A 15,774-nucleotide genomic window follows, 5' to 3' on the forward strand; every position below is an offset into this window, starting at 1 on the left:
ATCGACCTCACCGGCGGACGGATCGTCGCGTCCGTCCCGGTCCACGCGGTCGGCCACCGGCGTCCCCTACAGCTCGACGACGACGGTTCCCAGGTGGTGTCCTTCGATGACCTCGCGCAACGCGTTCGGTGCGTGGTCGATGCCGGGGACGCGCACATGGGGGAAGGTGATGTCGCCGGTGCGCAGCCAGTCGCCGAACCGCTGGTCCCACTCCGCGCGCGCCTCGGGGTTGTCATCGGCGCTGTAGCCGCGCAGGGTGATCTTCTTCCTCAGGAGCTGGAAGGAGTCCAGCTCCACCGGAGCCGTCCGGCCGGTACCGCGTTCCGCCAGCTGCCCCGACAGGGCTCCGACCAGGACGAACCGCGCCCCCTCACGGGCGGCCGTCACCGCCGCGCGCAGTTGGTCACCGCCGACGTTGTCCAGGAGGACGTCGATGCCCCCGGGTGCGGCCTCGGTCAGCTGCGCGGCCATCGGTTCGTCGGTGCCGCGCACCACGGCCGCGTCGTAGCCGAGTTCCCGGACCAGCCGTTCGGCCTTGGTCCGCGAACCGGTGCTGCCGATCACCCGGCCGGCGCCCAGCAGGCGGGCGATCTGCCCGGCCATCGAGCCGATGGCGCTGCCACCCGCCGAGACGAACACGGTGTCGCCGGGCCGGATGCGCACCCCTCGGGTCAGCGCCGCGTAGGCCGTCCAGCCGTGTCCCAGGTGCGCGACCGGGTCCGGCAACGTCGCCTCCGGACGCGTGCAGGCCGCCGCGGCCACCACCGCGTACTCGCGCCATCCCAGGAAGTGGGAGACCAGGTCGCCGGGTCGCAGCCCGCTGCCGACCGGTGCCGAGACGACCTCGCCGACCGCCTCCCCGGCCAGCGTGTCGCCCGGGCGCAGCGCGGGAAACGGCACACCCGCCACGGCCTCGGCGCCCTGGCTGATCATCATGCGCAGCGAGGCCGAGACACGGAAGTAGCGGTTGCGGACCAGCACCTGGTCGACGCCCGGGGCCGGCACCGGGGTCTCGACGACCTCGAAGTGCTCGGGCCCGGGCAGGCCGTCGGGGCGGGCGGCGAGCCGGACTTCGCGGCAGGTCGGCGGAAGGTCGGACATGGCTTGCTCCTCACGTCGGGCGGAACATCACGGGGCGCGGAAGGCCCCGCGCCCACGATCGAGCACGCCGCCCGGGTGTTCCAGGCAGAGCCAGATCCGCGCCGCTTTTCGACACGAGTAGGGTGTGGATGCGTGGATTCACTCGACCGCCAGCTCGTCCATGCCCTGCACGTGGACGGCCGAGCGCCGTTCAGCCGGATCGCCGAGGTGCTCGGCGTCTCCGACCAGACGATCGCCCGCCGCTACCGCCGGCTGCACCAGGCCGGCGCGCTGGGCGTGCTCGGCCGTCTCGACGCCCGCCGCCTCGGACACGTGGAATGGGTGGTCCGCCTGCAGTGCGCGCCGGGCTCCTCCGGCGCCGTCGCCGAGGCCCTCGCCAAGCGCGACGACACGTACTGGGTCCGCCTGGCCTCGGGCGGGGCCGAGGTCGTCTGCACCGTCCAAGCCGACAGCGAGCGGAACCGCGACGCGCTCTTCCTGAAGAAGCTCCCGGCCACTCGCCCGGTGACCGCGATCAGCGCGCACTGCATCATGCACACGTTCCGGGGCGGCCCGACCGGTTGGCGAGGAGCCGCCTCGGCCCTCGCCGAACAGCAGGCCGCCCGACTCGCGCTGCCGCCCGTCGCCCCCGGCGGGTGCCCGGAGCCGATCGCGCTGGACGAGGGCGACCGCGCGCTGCTGGGCGAGCTGGCACGCGACGGCCGCGCCACCCATGCGGCGCTGGCAGCGGCCACCGGCTGGCACGAGGCGACCGTCCGGCGCAGGATCGCGGCCCTGCGCGCGAGCGGGACACTGTACTTCGACATCGACGTCGACGACCGGCTCCTCGGCTACGCCAGCCCAGCGCTGCTATGGATCTCCGTCGAACCCTCTCGACTGGCCGCCGTCGGAGAGGCGCTCGCCCAGCACCCCGAGATCCCCTTCGCCACCGCCACCACCGGCCCCACCAACCTGCTCGCCTCGGTCCTCTGCCCGGACGTCTACGCCCTCTACGACTACATCACGAACCGGGTGGGTCCCCTTCCCGGCATCCGCGCCATCGAGAGCGCACCGATCATCCGGACCGTCAAACGCGCCGGCTCGATCAACAAGCCCCGCCTCACCTGACCTTGCCCTGGTGTGCGACCCGAGCGACGTCAGGTGGGACGGAGTCAGGATCGCGCCGGCGGGGGCGTCGGCCCGCCGCCGGCCCGGCCGGTTGGCATCTCCGGCCGGGCCGGGCATCGTCCCGGGAGTCGCGCCCTCAGCGCGAGCGCGACATCGCCGGTGCGTCGGTCCCGTGCTGCCAGCGCGTCACGGGGTTGCCCAGCCAGCGGGTCCCGCTCGGGATCGACTCCCCGCGCATCACCAGCGAGGAGGGGCCGACGACCGCGCCCTCGCCCAGGGTGGTGCCCAGCAGCACGATGGAGTGCGGTCCCACGGTCGCGCCGCGGCCCAGCTCGATGGCGTCCATCCGCATGAGCCGGTCGTGGAACAGGTGGGTCTGCACCACCACTCCACGATTGACCGAGGCGCCCTCGCCCAGCCGGACCAGGTCGGTCTCCGGCAGCCAGTGGGTCTCGCACCACACGCCCCGGCCGATCCTGGCGCCCAGGCTGCGCAGCCAGAGGTTGAGGAAGGGCGTTCCGACCAGCGACTGTCCCAGCCAGGGCATGGCCAGTTCCTCGACGAAGGTGTCGAAGAGCTCGTTGCGCCACACGAAGGAACTCCACAGCGGCTGTTGCCCCTGCCGGAAGCGCCGCAGGAGCAGCCACTTGGCCGCCGTCGTCAGCAGGCAGGCCACCAGTCCGCAGGCGAGCAGCAGGGCGCCGGCCGTCAGCGCGCAGGTGCCGAGCCCGTCCTGGTCGAGCACCGCCTGGAGTCCGGCCACGGCCAGGTCGCCGATCAGCACCGACAGGAGGACCGGCAGGACTCGGCAGAGCTCCACGGCCGCGCGCGCCCGGACCAGCCGGCGTGGTGGGTCGTAGGTGCGGGCCAGATCGCCGCTCTCCGCGACGCGCTGGACGGGGACGCCCGGACGGCCCAGCCAGGACGACCCGGGGGCCTCCTGCGGCGGGGCATCGGAGAGCACACCCACCAGCGAGTCGTCGGCCAGGCTCCGGCCGGGGCCGACGATGCCCGAGTTGCCGACGAAGGACCGCTTCCCGACGGCTGAGGTACCCAGCCGCAGCCAGCCGCCGCGCACCTCGAAGGGCGCCAGGAGCGTGTCGTCGGCGAGGAAGGCGTGGTCGTCGACCCGGATCAGCCCGGGGAGGGCCAGCACGGTGGACGCCTCCACCCGCCGCCCGATCTTCGCGCCGAGCAGGCGCAACCACACCGGGGTGAACAGGCTGGCGTAGAGCGGGAACAGGGCGGCCCGAGCGGTGCCCATCAGCCGGTGGACCACCCAGACGCACCAGGCCACCCGGCCGTGCGCCGGATGCAGTCCCGGCCTGACGGCCCGGGAGAGCAGTCGCACGAGACCGGCGAGCAGCAGCGCGTAGCCGGCCAGGGTGACCAGTGCCAGCGGCGCCGAGAGGGCCAGGACCTGCTCGATGGCGGCGGTGTAGGAGTGGTCGTGGTCCAGCAGCGCGAGCAGCGCGAGCAACCCGGGGACCGCGGCCAGGAGCGGGATCCCCTGCAGCAGTGGCAGGGAGAGCGCGAAGGCCAGGTCCCACCGGCGGGAGCGCCGGTGGCTCGGGGCGGGCCAGACGTCGGACTGGGGCGCGTCGTCCGGTCGGGCGGGAGTGCCGTGCCAGCGCTCGTGGGCGGGGACGCGGCCCATCACACAACTTCCGGGGGCTATCTCGGCGCCGACGCCGATCTCCGTCCCGGGCATCAGCATGCTGCGGGTGCCGACCCGGGCCCCGCGGCCGATCCGGATGCTGCCCAGGTGCAGCACGTCGCCGTCCAGCCACCAACCGGCGGCGTCCACCTCGGGCTCCAGCGAGCAGCCGTCGCCGAACACGGCCATGCCGGTGACCGGCGGCATGGTGTGCAGCTCCACGTCCTCGCCGACCCGGCAGCCCAGCAGGCGGGCGTAGCGGCGCGCCAACGGGGTGCCGATCACCGAGGCGATGTTGAAGGACGCGACGAGCTGCTCCGCGGTCCACAGCCGCAGGTGCGCGAAGCCGCCGCGTGGGTAGGAGCCCGGGCGCAACCCGGCCGTGAGCAGGCGCGCGCCCAGCGCACCGATGACGGCACGGCTGAGGGCGCTGGAGAGCACCAGCCACCCTCCGGCGATCAGCCACCAGGAGGTGTGCGGTGTCCAGGGCAGTGGCCCGAGCAGGTCGTCCACGGCCGCGAGGCCGAGCACCCAGCGCAGGCCGGTGACGAGGTAGAGGACGGCGAGGACGAGGGCCTGGTAGACGCCGACGCGTCGCGGGGTCGGGCGGACGTCGCGGTGCTCCTCGGTGTGGTCCGTGCCGAGGTCCAGGTGCGCGGCGAGGTCCAGCAGCCGCGGATGGTGGTAGAGGTCGGCGACGGAGACCTCGGGGTGACGTTCGCGCAGCGCCGAGACGAGGCGGGCGGCGGTGAGGCTGCTGCCGCCGAGGGCGAAGAAGTCACTGTCCGGGCCGACCGGGACGCCCAGCAGGTCCTGCCACTGGCCGGCGAGCCAGCCGGCGGTGCCACCCAGGTTCGCCGCTCCGCCCGCGGGCGCGTCGAGGCCGGGCAGCGGCCAGGGCAGCGCCTTGCGGTCGACCTTGCCCGAGGTGCGGGTGGGCAGGTCGGGGACGACCGCGAGGACCGGCACCAGGGCCGGGGGCAGGCGCTCCAGCAGCAGGGTCCGTGCGGCGGCCTGGTCGAACGGACTGTCCGCACGGTCCAGCACCAGGTAGCCCACGAGCACCTGGCCGCCCGCCACGGTGTCCTTCACCGCCGCGGCCGCTCCACGGACGCCGGGCAGGGCCTGGAGGGCGGCATCCACCTCGCCGAGTTCGATCCGCCGTCCGCCGAGCTTGATCTGCTCGTCGGCACGGCCGACGAAGACCAGGCCCTCGGGATCCGCCCGGACCAGGTCGCCGCTGCGGTACACCCGGCGGCCGGGCAGGGCGGGGTGCGGCTGGAACTTCTCGGCGTCCTTGACCGGGTCGAGGTAGCGGGCCACGCCCACGCCGCCGATCAGCAGTTCGCCGGTCTCGCCCCAGGCGACCGGTTTGCCCTCGTCGGTGACGACGGCCAGCTCCCAACCGTCCAGCGGCGTGCCGATGCGTACGGGCTGCCCGGCGCGCATGAGCGAGGCGCAGGCGACCACCGTGGTCTCGGTGGGGCCGTAGGTGTTCCAGAACTCGCGCCCGGGGACGTCCAGGCGCTCGACGAGTTCGGCGGGGCAGGCCTCGCCGCCGACGATCAGCAGCCGGACCCGTTCCAGGGCCTCGACCGGCCACAGCGCGACCAGCGTGGGGACGGTGGAGACGACGGTGATGCCGCGCTCCACCAGCCAGGGCCCCAGGTCGGTGCCGGCCTTGACCAGCGAGCGGGGCGCGGGCACCAGGCAGGCGCCGTGCCGCCAGGCCAGCCACATCTCCTCGCAGGAGGCGTCGAAGGCCACCGAAAGCCCGGCCAGCACCCGGTCTCCGGGCCTGAGCGGGGCGTCCGGCAGGAACAGCCGGGCCTCGGCGTCGACGAAGGCCGCCGCCGAGCGGTGGCTGACCGCGACGCCCTTGGGGCGTCCGGTGGTCCCGGAGGTGAAGATGATCCAGGCGTCGTCCGCGCCGGTGGGGGGCCCGGGCCGGCCGCCGGCCGAGCCGGGTCCGCCGACGATGGAGCACCCCTCGCCGATGACGGCGCAGACCCCGGCGTCCTCCCAGATCATCGAGGCGCGCTCGTCCGGGTCGTCGACGTCGACCGGCACGTACGCGGCACCGGCACACAGGATGCCGAGGATCGCGACATAGAGGTCCGCCGTTCCGGAGGGCACCCGGACTCCCACCCGGTCGCCCGGACCGATCCCGTGGCCGGCCAGCCTCGCGGCCACCCCGCCGGCCGCGGCGCGCAGGCTCCGGTAGTCCAGGACCGTCCCGCCGGCCTCCAGCGCGGGAGCCTGCGGGCAGTGCCGGGTGGTGGCGTCCAGGATGTCGAGCAGGGTTCGGGCCGGGGCGGCCTCTTCCACCGGCCAGATCGCGCCGGCCGACCAGCCGGGCGGATCATGCCAGACCGGCGGTGTGTTCGTGGGGTCGTGCTGAATTGCCATGTACAAGTTCCATTTGATTGTCCGGTACCTGCGACGCTCAGGCGGTACCTGCGTACCACCGAGGCTGACGGGCATCATTCGGAAGCTAGCAAGAACAGATGAGTCGAGCCTGGGAATGCGACTCCGCCGCTCACCAGAAATTTGCCGTCCGACCGCTGACCAGGACTCACGCCCGCCCGGGAGCAGGGGTCGGTGTGCGGGGAGAGCAACAGCCCGGCGCGCCGTCCGACTTCGCCGAGAATTACCGCCGGACGGGGAGGGCGTGCGCGGTGGGGCCGCGGAGCGCGCCGGCGGCGCGGGCAGCCGTCATCCGGCCCGGCCGCACCATGGTCCGGCTGAACCGACCTCGCAACAAGGAGCCCTGACGGTTGCTCAGACGAGAGCCGGCGCTTCTGGGAACGCCGCTCCCGGGCCTTGCGGGAGTCGCCATGCCCGCCCCGCCGCGCCGCGCCGCACGGCCCGGACCGTACGAGGTGAGCGGCCGCATTCGAGCAAGAACCGACACAGCTCCCCCACGAAAATACCGCCTCCGCTGCACTTCGGACTCCCTCGGCGTTTCTGCGAATCGACCTGTGGCCGCCGCGACGATAGGAGCCTTTCTTGTGGAAAGCTTGTGAGTCCGGCCAGTTTCACCTGAATGAATGTGCGACGGCTTCGAGGAGTACGCGACAGGAGCTGGCCCAGGCCGGTTCAAAGCCCCTGTGAAGCACTGATGTCGGTCAGGACGGCCGGAGCAGACCGGGTGACGACGTGAAGAGCCGATGGGAGATTCCGCGAGGGGCGGCGGCGATGCCGGTGTGCCCGGCCGCACGGAGGAGGCCGGCCCGCACGGGTCCGTCGAGGACCGTCCTCGCGACGGTCACCCCATCGGGTGACGGGCCGGTCGAGCCGTCCGGTTTCGGCTCGCTCTCCACGGCCAGCACGAGCCGTGGGCCGTCGAAGGGCGGCGGGACAGGCGGGGACCGGAGCGAGGGGGGGGGGGGGGGGGCGGGGGGGGGGGGGGGGGGGGGGGGGGGGGGGGGGGCGGGGGGGGGGGGGGGCCCCGCCGCCGGGGGGGGGGGGGGGGCCCCCCCCCCCGCTCGCCGGAGTACGGCTGGTGACCCCGGCCGCGCGTGCGCGGCCGTGACGGCCGGGTGTCACCGCCGGGTGTTACAGGCTGTTCCAGGTGACGGAGAACGATCCACCGGACACCCCGGAGATGGTCGCCTCGGGCGTGCCCGAGTCGGAGACCATGTTGATGCCGACCGGGTTGCTGGAGGCCAGCGAGGAGCCGTTGACCGTCGAGTTGCTGAAGTTGACGGTACCGAAGTCGTCGAGCGGCAGGACGCTGCCGTCCCAGGGCGCCTCGGCGATCACCTCGGCGGAGGACCGCGCCAGGCCGCTCTCCTTCTTGGTGGTGGTCTTGGTCCAGCCCTCAGTGCGGTCACTGAGGGTCAGCTTGTACGAGTTGGACGCGTAGCTGACCGTCTCGGTGATCACGTCACCGGGCTGGACGACGTTGTCGTAGGTGACCGGGTCCGCCGGGTACATCTCGTACCAGGCGGAGTACTCGGCCTGGCCGCCGGAGCAGTCGGCCTCGGTGCCGGTCTGCTCGACCGACTGCGAGCTGTAGCCGTCCAGGCCCACCCAGAAGCTGGAGTAGCCGTCACCCTGGGAGCAGTCGACGGCGGGCTGCACGAAGGTCGTCGACACGTTGGTGTAGGTCGAGCCGGTGGCCGCGTAGCCGGACCAGTTGTCGCTGGTGGTCGTGGTGTGCGACGGGCCGCCGTGGCTGACGAAGAACGGCGTGGAGCCACCGGCCTGGCCGGAGAGGTGGTGCATCGGGGCCTGCACGAGCGGCGCGGCGGCCGCCGCCGGCGTGGCGGAGAGCGCGGCCATGGGGGCGAAGCCGAGCGCGGCCGCGATCGCGACGGCGGATATGGAGCGGCGGGACGGGGACATCAGCGTCTCCTCTGGGCCTATCGTTGTGGGGGTGTGGGGGCATGATCGAGCGACAATTCCGGTCTGGCTGACCGGAGTTGATGCGCGAAGTCATGGCCGATCGGTAGCTACCTGATCGGGAAGGTAGGGTCACCGACGCGCTTCGACAAGAGGTTCGACACGTACACGGCAACGAAAGCCGAGTGACGCATCCCACACCGAACGGAGGGTTAGCCCGGCGTCGGCCGCATCACGGCGAACCGCACCGAGCCACACCTCGACAGATGAAATGACGGACGACCACATTCCGCCCCCGGGGGGGCGGACCCCCTGAGCACGCTCGGCGCGGACGAGCCCGCTCGGCAGGTGTGAAGCCCGGCTCAGGACCACGGGCCCTCGTCGCCCTCACGACAGCACCGCGCCGGGACCGGTGCGACGGTGACGACGGTCACGCAGGAATCGACGCCTGGCCGGCTGTGCAGGATTGATGGTGACGGTTCGCTGTACCTACACTGACACCGTCACGGCCTCGGGTCGTGACGGTGTAGTCGCAGCGAAGCCGGTGTGATTCCGGCGCTGTCCCGCAACGGTGGTCCCCCTCGGGGGCAAGCCCGGTCGCCTGCCGCTACGTCGACGGAACGGCCCTCGGAGGAAGGGCGGTTCGGGGAGTCCCGCAGTCCTGCCGTCCCCCCGCATCCTCCCGCACACGTAGAAGGAGGATGTTCGGTGCACCCGGACGATCACATACCGCCGGCCCGGGTTCCGCTGGGCGTCGCGCCGGCGGATGACGCGCCTGACGCCGCGACGGGCCACCCACCCGCGCTGCCGGCTGCCTCGACCGGCCGGGGTCGCCGTCTCCCGCTCCCTCGTGTGCTGGCCGCGTGCACGGTCCTGCTGGTCACGGTGGTGACCCTGGCGGTGGGCGTCGGATCGGTGTCGTTGAGCCCGGAAGCGGTGTGGCAGGTGGTCGTTGACCATCTGTCGGGGCGGCCGGCCGCCTCCGTCGCCGACACCATCGTCTGGCAGATCCGGCTGCCCCGGGTACTGCTGGCCGCGGTGGTCGGCGCGGCGCTGACGACCGCGGGCACGGTGGTGCAGGTCCAGGTGCGCAACGCCCTGGCCGACCCCTTCCTGCTCGGTGTCTCCTCGGGGGCCAGCGTCGGGGCGACCACGGTGCTGCTGTTCGGTGCGTTCGCCTCGCTCGGCGCGTGGGCGATCTCGTTCGGAAGCGTGCTCGGCTCATTGGCGGCCATGCTGGCGGTGCTGCTCCTGGCGCGGCAGGGGCGGCAGTTGGCCCCCACCCAGCTGATCCTCTGCGGCGTGGTGCTCTCGGCCCTGTTCGAGTCGGTGACCAGCTTCCTGATCTTCCGCGGGAACCCGCAGGCCACCCAGTCCGTACTGTTCTGGCTGATGGGCTCCTTCGGCCTGGCCACCTGGTCACAGCTCTCCGTCCCGACCCTTGCCCTGGCCACCGCGATGATCTTCCTACTGGCCCGGTCCCGCTCCCTCAACGCCCTCGCCATGGGCGCCGAGGCGGCTTCCTCACTCGGCGTCGACGTACGGCGGCTGCGGCGGAACCTGTTCCTGGTCACCTCGTTGATGGCGGGGGTGTCGGTGGCGGTCAGCGGGGTGATCGGGTTCGTGGGGCTGGTGGTCCCGCACATCGTCCGGCTCCTGGTGGGATCCGACCATCGGCGCTCGCTCCCCGTGGGAGTGCTGTTCGGAGCCTCGTTCACGGTCCTGGGCGACCTGCTGGCCCGCACCGTCGTCGCTCCCCAGGAGATGCCCATCGGCGTCATCACCGCCTTCATCGGCGCACCGGTGCTGATCGTGCTGATCCGGCGCCGCCCCTACCTGTACGGAGCCGACCAGTGAGCCTGGAACTGGTCGGACTGTGTGTGGACGTCGCGGGCCGGCGCGTCGTCACCGACGTGGACCTCACCGTTCCCGACGGGCACCTGGTCGGCCTGCTCGGCCCCAACGGCAGCGGGAAGTCGACCCTGCTCAAGACGCTCTACCGGGTCAACCGACCCGCGGCGGGAAGGGCACTGCTCGACGGCACGGACCTGCTGGCGCTGCCGCCCAGGCAGGCCGCCCGGCGCGTCGCCGTGATCGCCCAGGAGTCCAGCGTCGAATTCGACTTCACCGTCCTGGAGATGGTGATGATCGGCCGCACTCCCCACAAGCGCGCCTTCGACCGCGACGACCGGGCCGACCTGACAGCGGTGGAACACGCCATCGAGCGGGTCGGCTGCGCGCACCTGGCCGGCCGCAGCTTCAACACCCTGTCCGGCGGCGAGAAGCAGCGGGTCCTGATCGCCCGTGCCATCGCCCAGAACGCGGACCACCTGATCCTGGACGAGCCGACCAACCATCTCGACATCCGCTACCAGGTGGAGGTCCTGGAGCTGGTCGCCGGACTCGGCGTCACGGTCCTGGCCGCGCTGCACGACCTGAGCCTGGCCGCGCTGTTCTGCGACAGTGTCCACCTCCTGGCCCGGGGACGGATCATCGCCGGCGGCCCGCCCGCGCAGGTGATCACCACGGACCTGGTGCGGCTCGCCTACGGCGCGGACGTCCTGATCGTCGATCACCCCGAGACCGGGACCCCACACCTCATCCCGCGCCGCTCCCGCCGGCCGCACCCCATCCCCCCGGCCATCGAGCCCCCGCTCAACTCCAAGCCCGGGCAAGCCCCCTGACCGAAAGGCACACCATGGCCCAGCCCCGTGCTCCCCGCCCCCGTCGCTCCCCCGTCCGAACGCGCCTCCCGCGAGCGGCCGCTCTCGCCGCGTCGGCCGTGGTGCTCAGCGGTGTCCTCACCGGCTGCGGCGGCCCCGCCACCACGGGGGACGCCGCCCGGTCCACAACTCCCGCCGCCCCGGGTGACGGTGGCTACCCCGTCACGGTGACCAACTGCGGCACCCGGATCACCTTCACCAAGGCACCCACCCGTGCCGTGTCCAACGACATCAACACCACCGAGGACATGCTCGCCCTGGGCCTGGAGTCGCACATGGTCGGCGACTTCGGCGTCAACGGCGACGGCCCGGACGGCAAGCCCGTTCCGCAGCAGTACCAGACGGCCTTCCGCACGGTCCCCAGCATCTCCCCGTCCTACTTCACCCTCGAACCGCTGGTCGGCCTCCACCCGGACTTCCTGTTCGCCGGCTGGAACTACGGCCTGCACACCGGGACCGACCTCACCCCCGACGGCCTGGCCAAATTCGGCATCAAGACCCTCGCCCTCACCGAGTCCTGCGCCCACGTCCAGAGCGGAACCGGCTCCGTGAGCATCGACGACACCTACCGCGACCTCACCAACCTCGGCCAGATCTTCGGCACGCAGACCAGAGCCCGGCAGCTGGTCGACTCCATGAAGGCCGAGGTGACCGCGGCGCAGGCCAAGACGACCGGACTGGCCCCGGTCCGGGTCTTCGACTACGACAGCGGCCAGTCCGCACCGTTCACCGCGGGCGGGCTCGCCATGCCCGACGCCCTGATCCGACTGGGCGGCGGCACCAACGTCTTCGCCGGCCTCGAGCAGAGCTGGACCTCGGTCTCCTGGGAACAGGTCGCGGCCGCCGACCCGCAGTGCATCGTCATCAACGACTACGGCACCCCCACCGCCGAGCAGAAGCAGCAGTTCCTGGAGAGCAGCCCGATCACCCGGAACCTGACCGCGGTCAGGAACCACTGCTTCCTGACCCTGAGCTACGACCAGGTCACCCCCGGGCCCCGCAACGCGGAGGCCGTCACCGCCATCGCCCGCTGGCTCCACCCGGACGCCTTCGGCCTGCCCACCGACGGCGCATGAGCACCGGCGCCCCGGACCCCCGCACCCCGCCGACCGTGGACATCGTGCTGTGCCGGGGGTGCTGCTGTGGAAACGCCGCCAAGCGCCCCGACGTCGACCACGAAGCCCAGTTGGCCGCACTCTCCGCGACAGCCGACAGCCTCGCCCACGTCAGACTGCGCACCACGGACTGCCTGGGACCGTGCGAGCAGGCCAACGTCGTCGTGGTCCGCAGCCACGCGCGGCAACCCGACGGCCGGCGGAGCCGGCCCCTGTGGCTCGGCGGGCTGACCTCCGCGGACGACACCGCCGCCCTGTGCGAGTGGCTCCGACAGCCCGCCGCCGAGGCGGACCCGGCCACGCCACAAGCGCTCCCCCCAGGGCTCCAGGCGCTACGGATCCCGGCCCGCGGTCCCGACATCGCGGCTCGCGGCTCGTCGCGTGGGGGCGGCGAGTGACGTCGGACAGTGCGTCGGCGGAGGGCCGGAGTGTGCGCGCCGGCCCTCGTGCCTGGCCCCCATCAGGCCGCCGAAGTCACCCGCCCGGAAGCAGTGCTGACACCTCGCCACCGCGGTGCCCGTGACGATCGGTGTCTCCTCCGGCACCGGCGGGGTCCCATCCGGTGCCGGCCCCGCTCGTAGAGTTTGTCCGGCTCTTGACCTGCGCGAGCTTGAAGATGAACGAACCGCCTCACTAGGCTGGCCAGGTTGCAGCCGCCTGCTGTGACAGCGCGCCAGCAGCGAAGTCCGGTGTGAACCCGGCACTGTCCCGCAACGGTGATGCCCCTCACGGGGACGAGCCCGGTCGCCTGCCGTCGCGCCACGGATTCCCGCCTCGACGGAAGGACGGACCGCCCGGCCCCCGTGGGCCGACTCGGGTGCCGCCCTGCCCGGCGAGCATCCCGAGGAGGATGCCCATGAACACCCCGGCAACCCGGTTCAGATCGATCCGCGACGCGCTCCACCCCTCCGAGTGGGGACGCCTGGGCATGATGGCCCTGGTCATCCTCGCCCTCAACGGCTTCGGCTGGGGAATCTTCGTCCTCACCGTGCTGCCCCACCACTTCCACTACGACGGCCTCGGCGTCGGCATCGGCGTCGCCTTCACCGCCTGGACCCTGGGCGCGCGCCACGCCTTCGACGCCGACCACATCTCCGCCATCGACAACGTCACCCGCAAACTGATGGCCGACAAGAAGCGTCCGCTCGGCACCGGCTTCTTCTTCGCCATCGGCCACTCCACCATCATCTGTGTGGTCGGCATCGGCATCACCATCGCGGCCAAGGCCGTCTTCGGCGCGATGGTCGACCCCAACTCGACCTACGAGACCGTCGGCGGCGTGATCGGCACGGTCACCTCCGCCAGCTTCCTCTACCTCATCGCGCTGCTCAACCTCATCGTGCTGGCCGGCATCGCCAAGGTCTTCCGCTCGATGCGCCAGGGCACCTTCGACGAGGAGGAGCTCGAACGGCAGCTCCAGGCCCGCGGGTTGATGTGGCGCTTCTTCGGCCGCTTCATGCGCTCGATCAACCACACCTGGCAGATGTTCTTCGTCGGCCTGATCTTCGGCATCGGCTTCGACACCGCCACCGAGGTCGTGCTGCTCGCCGCCACCGCCTACGCCGCCACCGCCGGCCTGCCCTTCTACGCCGTCCTCGCGCTGCCCCTGCTCTTCGCCGGCGGCATGACGCTCTTCGACACCCTGGACGGCTGCTTCATGAACTTCGCCTACGGCTGGGCCTTCGCCAACCCGGTCCGCAAGGTGTACTACAACCTCGTCATCACCGGCCTGTCCATCGCCGCCGCCTTCCTGATCGGCACCATCGAGCTGCTCGGCGTCCTCACCTCCGAGCTCCACCTCAGCGGCCCGTTCTGGGACTTCATGGCGAACTTCGACATCAACAAGGCCGGCTTCGCCATCGCCGGACTCTTCGCCCTGACCTGGGTCGTCGCCCTGCTCTACTGGCGCTTCGGCAAGGTCGAGGCCCGCTGGACCACCCCGGCCGCCGCCTCGGCCGTGGAGGCCGAGGAACCGGCGTAACAGCACGTCCGTACGGGCCCGGCACGGGGTTCCACCGGCACACCGGCACACCGGCTCGCCGGCCCGCCCGGCCACGGACCACGGGCCGGCCGAGCTCCGGCGGGTGGGACCAGGCAGAATCCAGGTCATGCAGCACATCCTCATCATCGGCATCGGTGCGGGCGACCCCGACCACCTGACCCTGCAGGCGGTCAAGGCCATCGCCCGCACCGACGTCTTCTTCGTCCTCGACAAGAACGAGCAGCGCCAGGACCTCATCCGGCTGCGCCGGCAACTGCTCGACGAACACGCCCGGCCCGGCCACCAGGTGGTCGAGACCCCGGACGCCGAACGGGACCGCGGCGCGCCGGCCTACGCGGCCGCGGTGGACGACTGGCGCCACCGCCGCGCCGACCTGGTCGACCGGCTGATCGCCGAACACCTGGGTCCCGACCAGACGGGCGCGTTCCTGGTGTGGGGCGACCCGAGCCTGTACGACAGCGTGATCGCGGTGGTGGAGGAGGTCCTGGCCCGCAGGGACGCCCCGGACCTCTTCGAGTACGAGGTGATCCCGGGGATCAGCAGCATCTCGGTCCTGGCCGCCCGGCACCGCACCACCCTCACCCGGGTCGGCCGCCCGTTCCAGGTCACCACCGGCCGACGGCTCGCCGAGGGCTTCCCGGAGGGCGTGGACGACGTGGTGGTCATGCTGGACGGGCAGGCCGCCTTCGCCGAGATCGACCCCGCCGGACTCGACATCCACTACGGCGCCTATCTCGGCACGCCCGACGAGGTGTTGCTCTCCGGTCCGCTCGCCGAGACCGCGCCGCGCGTCCTCAAGGCGCGCAAGGCGGCCCGCGACCGCAAGGGCTGGCTGATGGACACCTACCTGCTGCGCCGCTCGGAGCGCTGACGCACCTCGGCCCGCCGTCCGGACCGGGCGGCGGGCCCCACCCGGCCTCGAACTTCACCACTTCGGCCGGGTCCCCGGAACCATCTGACGGACCGGCTTGAGTTGGGGGCGCGCCTGGCCCGGTGGTGCCCGTCGGTGACCGCCCACCTGACACCTCCGCACGTCCACGGAGATCACTCACGGAACTGCGGCCGGCGCCGGAGCCAAGCGGTCGGCGCGGATTCGAGGAGCACCACCAAGCCTTCCAGCTGTCGCGGAGACGGCTACAACTGGGGCGGCTACGCCGCCACGGGCATGATCTTCCGGCTCCGTACCGGGTCCCATCCCGGGCGGTCGACCACCCCGGATCTCGGTCCGGGGTGGTCGAGGGCGTGGACCGCGACGTGGAACGTGGACGGGGACGATGCCCGCGGCGCGGGCGGGGTACCGGGCTCGGGACTTCTCCACGCGTGGGGTGGCCGACTGCGCGCAGCCGGCTCCCGGCCTTCCTAGCGGAGGTGGGCGGTAGCGCTGGCGGCCGCCGGGGCGGTGCACTGAATCTCGACTTCGGAGTTCCAACGCACGGGCTCCCCCGCCGCGACGGTCGGCCAGAGCCACCGGCCGATCGTGGTGCACTCACTCGACGGGTAGCCTGCGGCGTTCGCCCCGCCGTACACGGCGGTCGTCGCGTTGTTGAGCGCGACGGCCTGGGAGTAGAAGGCCCAACCGGTGGCGTAGAAGTCCTGTGTGGACCCGGGAGCGGCCTGCTGGGGAGTGACCGCCTGCGCGGACGCCGGGGTGAGTCCGACCAGGAGGAGCGCGCCGGCCGCGAGCGTGGTACCAAGGACACGGTTGATCATCAGCATGGGTGG

General features: G+C 72.4%; 11 protein-coding genes and 2 riboswitches. Of the genes, 7 read left to right on the top strand and 4 right to left on the bottom strand.

Going from position 1 to position 15,774, the window contains the following annotated elements; all coding sequences use genetic code 11:
- Window positions 1-66: 66 nt before the first annotated feature.
- Window positions 67-1,101 carry an MDR family NADP-dependent oxidoreductase gene (locus ACIGXM_RS34400; protein WP_396567986.1) on the bottom strand — a complete coding sequence of 345 codons (1,035 nt, stop codon included), beginning with the start codon at window positions 1,099-1,101 and terminating at the stop codon, window positions 67-69.
- Window positions 1,102-1,233: 132 nt separating this feature from the next.
- On the opposite strand from ACIGXM_RS34400, the gene ACIGXM_RS34405 reads away from it, so the two are divergent.
- The gene (locus ACIGXM_RS34405) at window positions 1,234-2,208 is read left to right on the top strand and encodes an Lrp/AsnC family transcriptional regulator (protein ID WP_396567988.1); all 975 of its coding nucleotides are present in this window, start codon (window positions 1,234-1,236) and stop codon (window positions 2,206-2,208) included.
- A gap of 136 nt (window positions 2,209-2,344) precedes the next feature.
- Here the strand turns inward: ACIGXM_RS34405 and ACIGXM_RS34410 are convergent, their stop codons facing one another.
- Both ACIGXM_RS34410 and ACIGXM_RS34415 read right to left on the bottom strand, forming a co-directional pair.
- The gene (locus tag ACIGXM_RS34410) at window positions 2,345-6,274 is read right to left on the bottom strand and encodes a Pls/PosA family non-ribosomal peptide synthetase (RefSeq protein WP_396567990.1); all 3,930 of its coding nucleotides are present in this window, start codon (window positions 6,272-6,274) and stop codon (window positions 2,345-2,347) included.
- Between the two features lie 1,149 nt (window positions 6,275-7,423).
- Window positions 7,424-8,215, bottom strand: a complete 792-nt coding sequence (locus tag ACIGXM_RS34415; protein ID WP_396567992.1) for a G1 family glutamic endopeptidase — start codon at window positions 8,213-8,215, stop codon at window positions 7,424-7,426.
- Between the two features lie 486 nt (window positions 8,216-8,701).
- A riboswitch (cobalamin riboswitch) is annotated at window positions 8,702-8,836 on the top strand.
- Between the two features lie 84 nt (window positions 8,837-8,920).
- On the opposite strand from ACIGXM_RS34415, the gene ACIGXM_RS34420 reads away from it, so the two are divergent.
- The 6 genes from ACIGXM_RS34420 to cobF all read left to right on the top strand — a co-directional run bounded on the left by ACIGXM_RS34420 (window position 8,921) and on the right by cobF (window position 14,923).
- Entirely contained in the window at window positions 8,921-10,069 is a 1,149-nt protein-coding gene (locus ACIGXM_RS34420; RefSeq protein WP_396567994.1) for a FecCD family ABC transporter permease, read from the top strand.
- Window positions 10,066-10,896 carry an ABC transporter ATP-binding protein gene (locus tag ACIGXM_RS34425; protein WP_396567996.1) on the top strand — a complete coding sequence of 277 codons (831 nt, stop codon included), beginning with the start codon at window positions 10,066-10,068 and terminating at the stop codon, window positions 10,894-10,896. Before ACIGXM_RS34420 ends, ACIGXM_RS34425 begins: the two co-directional genes overlap by 4 nt.
- Before the next feature lie 98 nt (window positions 10,897-10,994).
- On the top strand, window positions 10,995-12,011 hold the full coding sequence (locus ACIGXM_RS34430) for an ABC transporter substrate-binding protein (RefSeq protein ID WP_396567998.1): 1,017 nt from the start codon (window positions 10,995-10,997) through the stop codon (window positions 12,009-12,011).
- Complete coding sequence (locus ACIGXM_RS34435) at window positions 12,008-12,448, top strand: (2Fe-2S) ferredoxin domain-containing protein (RefSeq protein ID WP_396568000.1); 441 nt, start codon at window positions 12,008-12,010, stop codon at window positions 12,446-12,448. The genes ACIGXM_RS34430 and ACIGXM_RS34435 overlap by 4 nt, the downstream gene beginning before the upstream one ends.
- A gap of 235 nt (window positions 12,449-12,683) precedes the next feature.
- Window positions 12,684-12,821, top strand: a riboswitch (cobalamin riboswitch).
- Between the two features lie 85 nt (window positions 12,822-12,906).
- On the top strand, window positions 12,907-14,031 hold the full coding sequence (locus tag ACIGXM_RS34440; RefSeq protein ID WP_396568002.1) for a HoxN/HupN/NixA family nickel/cobalt transporter: 1,125 nt from the start codon (window positions 12,907-12,909) through the stop codon (window positions 14,029-14,031).
- Window positions 14,032-14,158: 127 nt separating this feature from the next.
- Entirely contained in the window at window positions 14,159-14,923 is a 765-nt protein-coding gene (gene cobF, locus ACIGXM_RS34445) for a precorrin-6A synthase (deacetylating) (RefSeq protein ID WP_396568003.1), read from the top strand.
- 488 nt (window positions 14,924-15,411) lie between these two features.
- On the opposite strand, the gene ACIGXM_RS34450 is transcribed toward cobF, so the two are convergent.
- Window positions 15,412-15,768: a hypothetical protein gene (locus ACIGXM_RS34450; protein ID WP_396568005.1), complete on the bottom strand. Its 357-nt coding sequence runs from the start codon at window positions 15,766-15,768 to the stop codon at window positions 15,412-15,414.
- Between the last annotated feature and the right edge of the window lie 6 nt (window positions 15,769-15,774).

Origin of the sequence: Kitasatospora sp. NPDC052896, from assembly GCF_044547075.1 — a bacterium.
Classification (GTDB): Bacteria; Actinomycetota; Actinomycetes; order Streptomycetales; family Streptomycetaceae; genus Kitasatospora.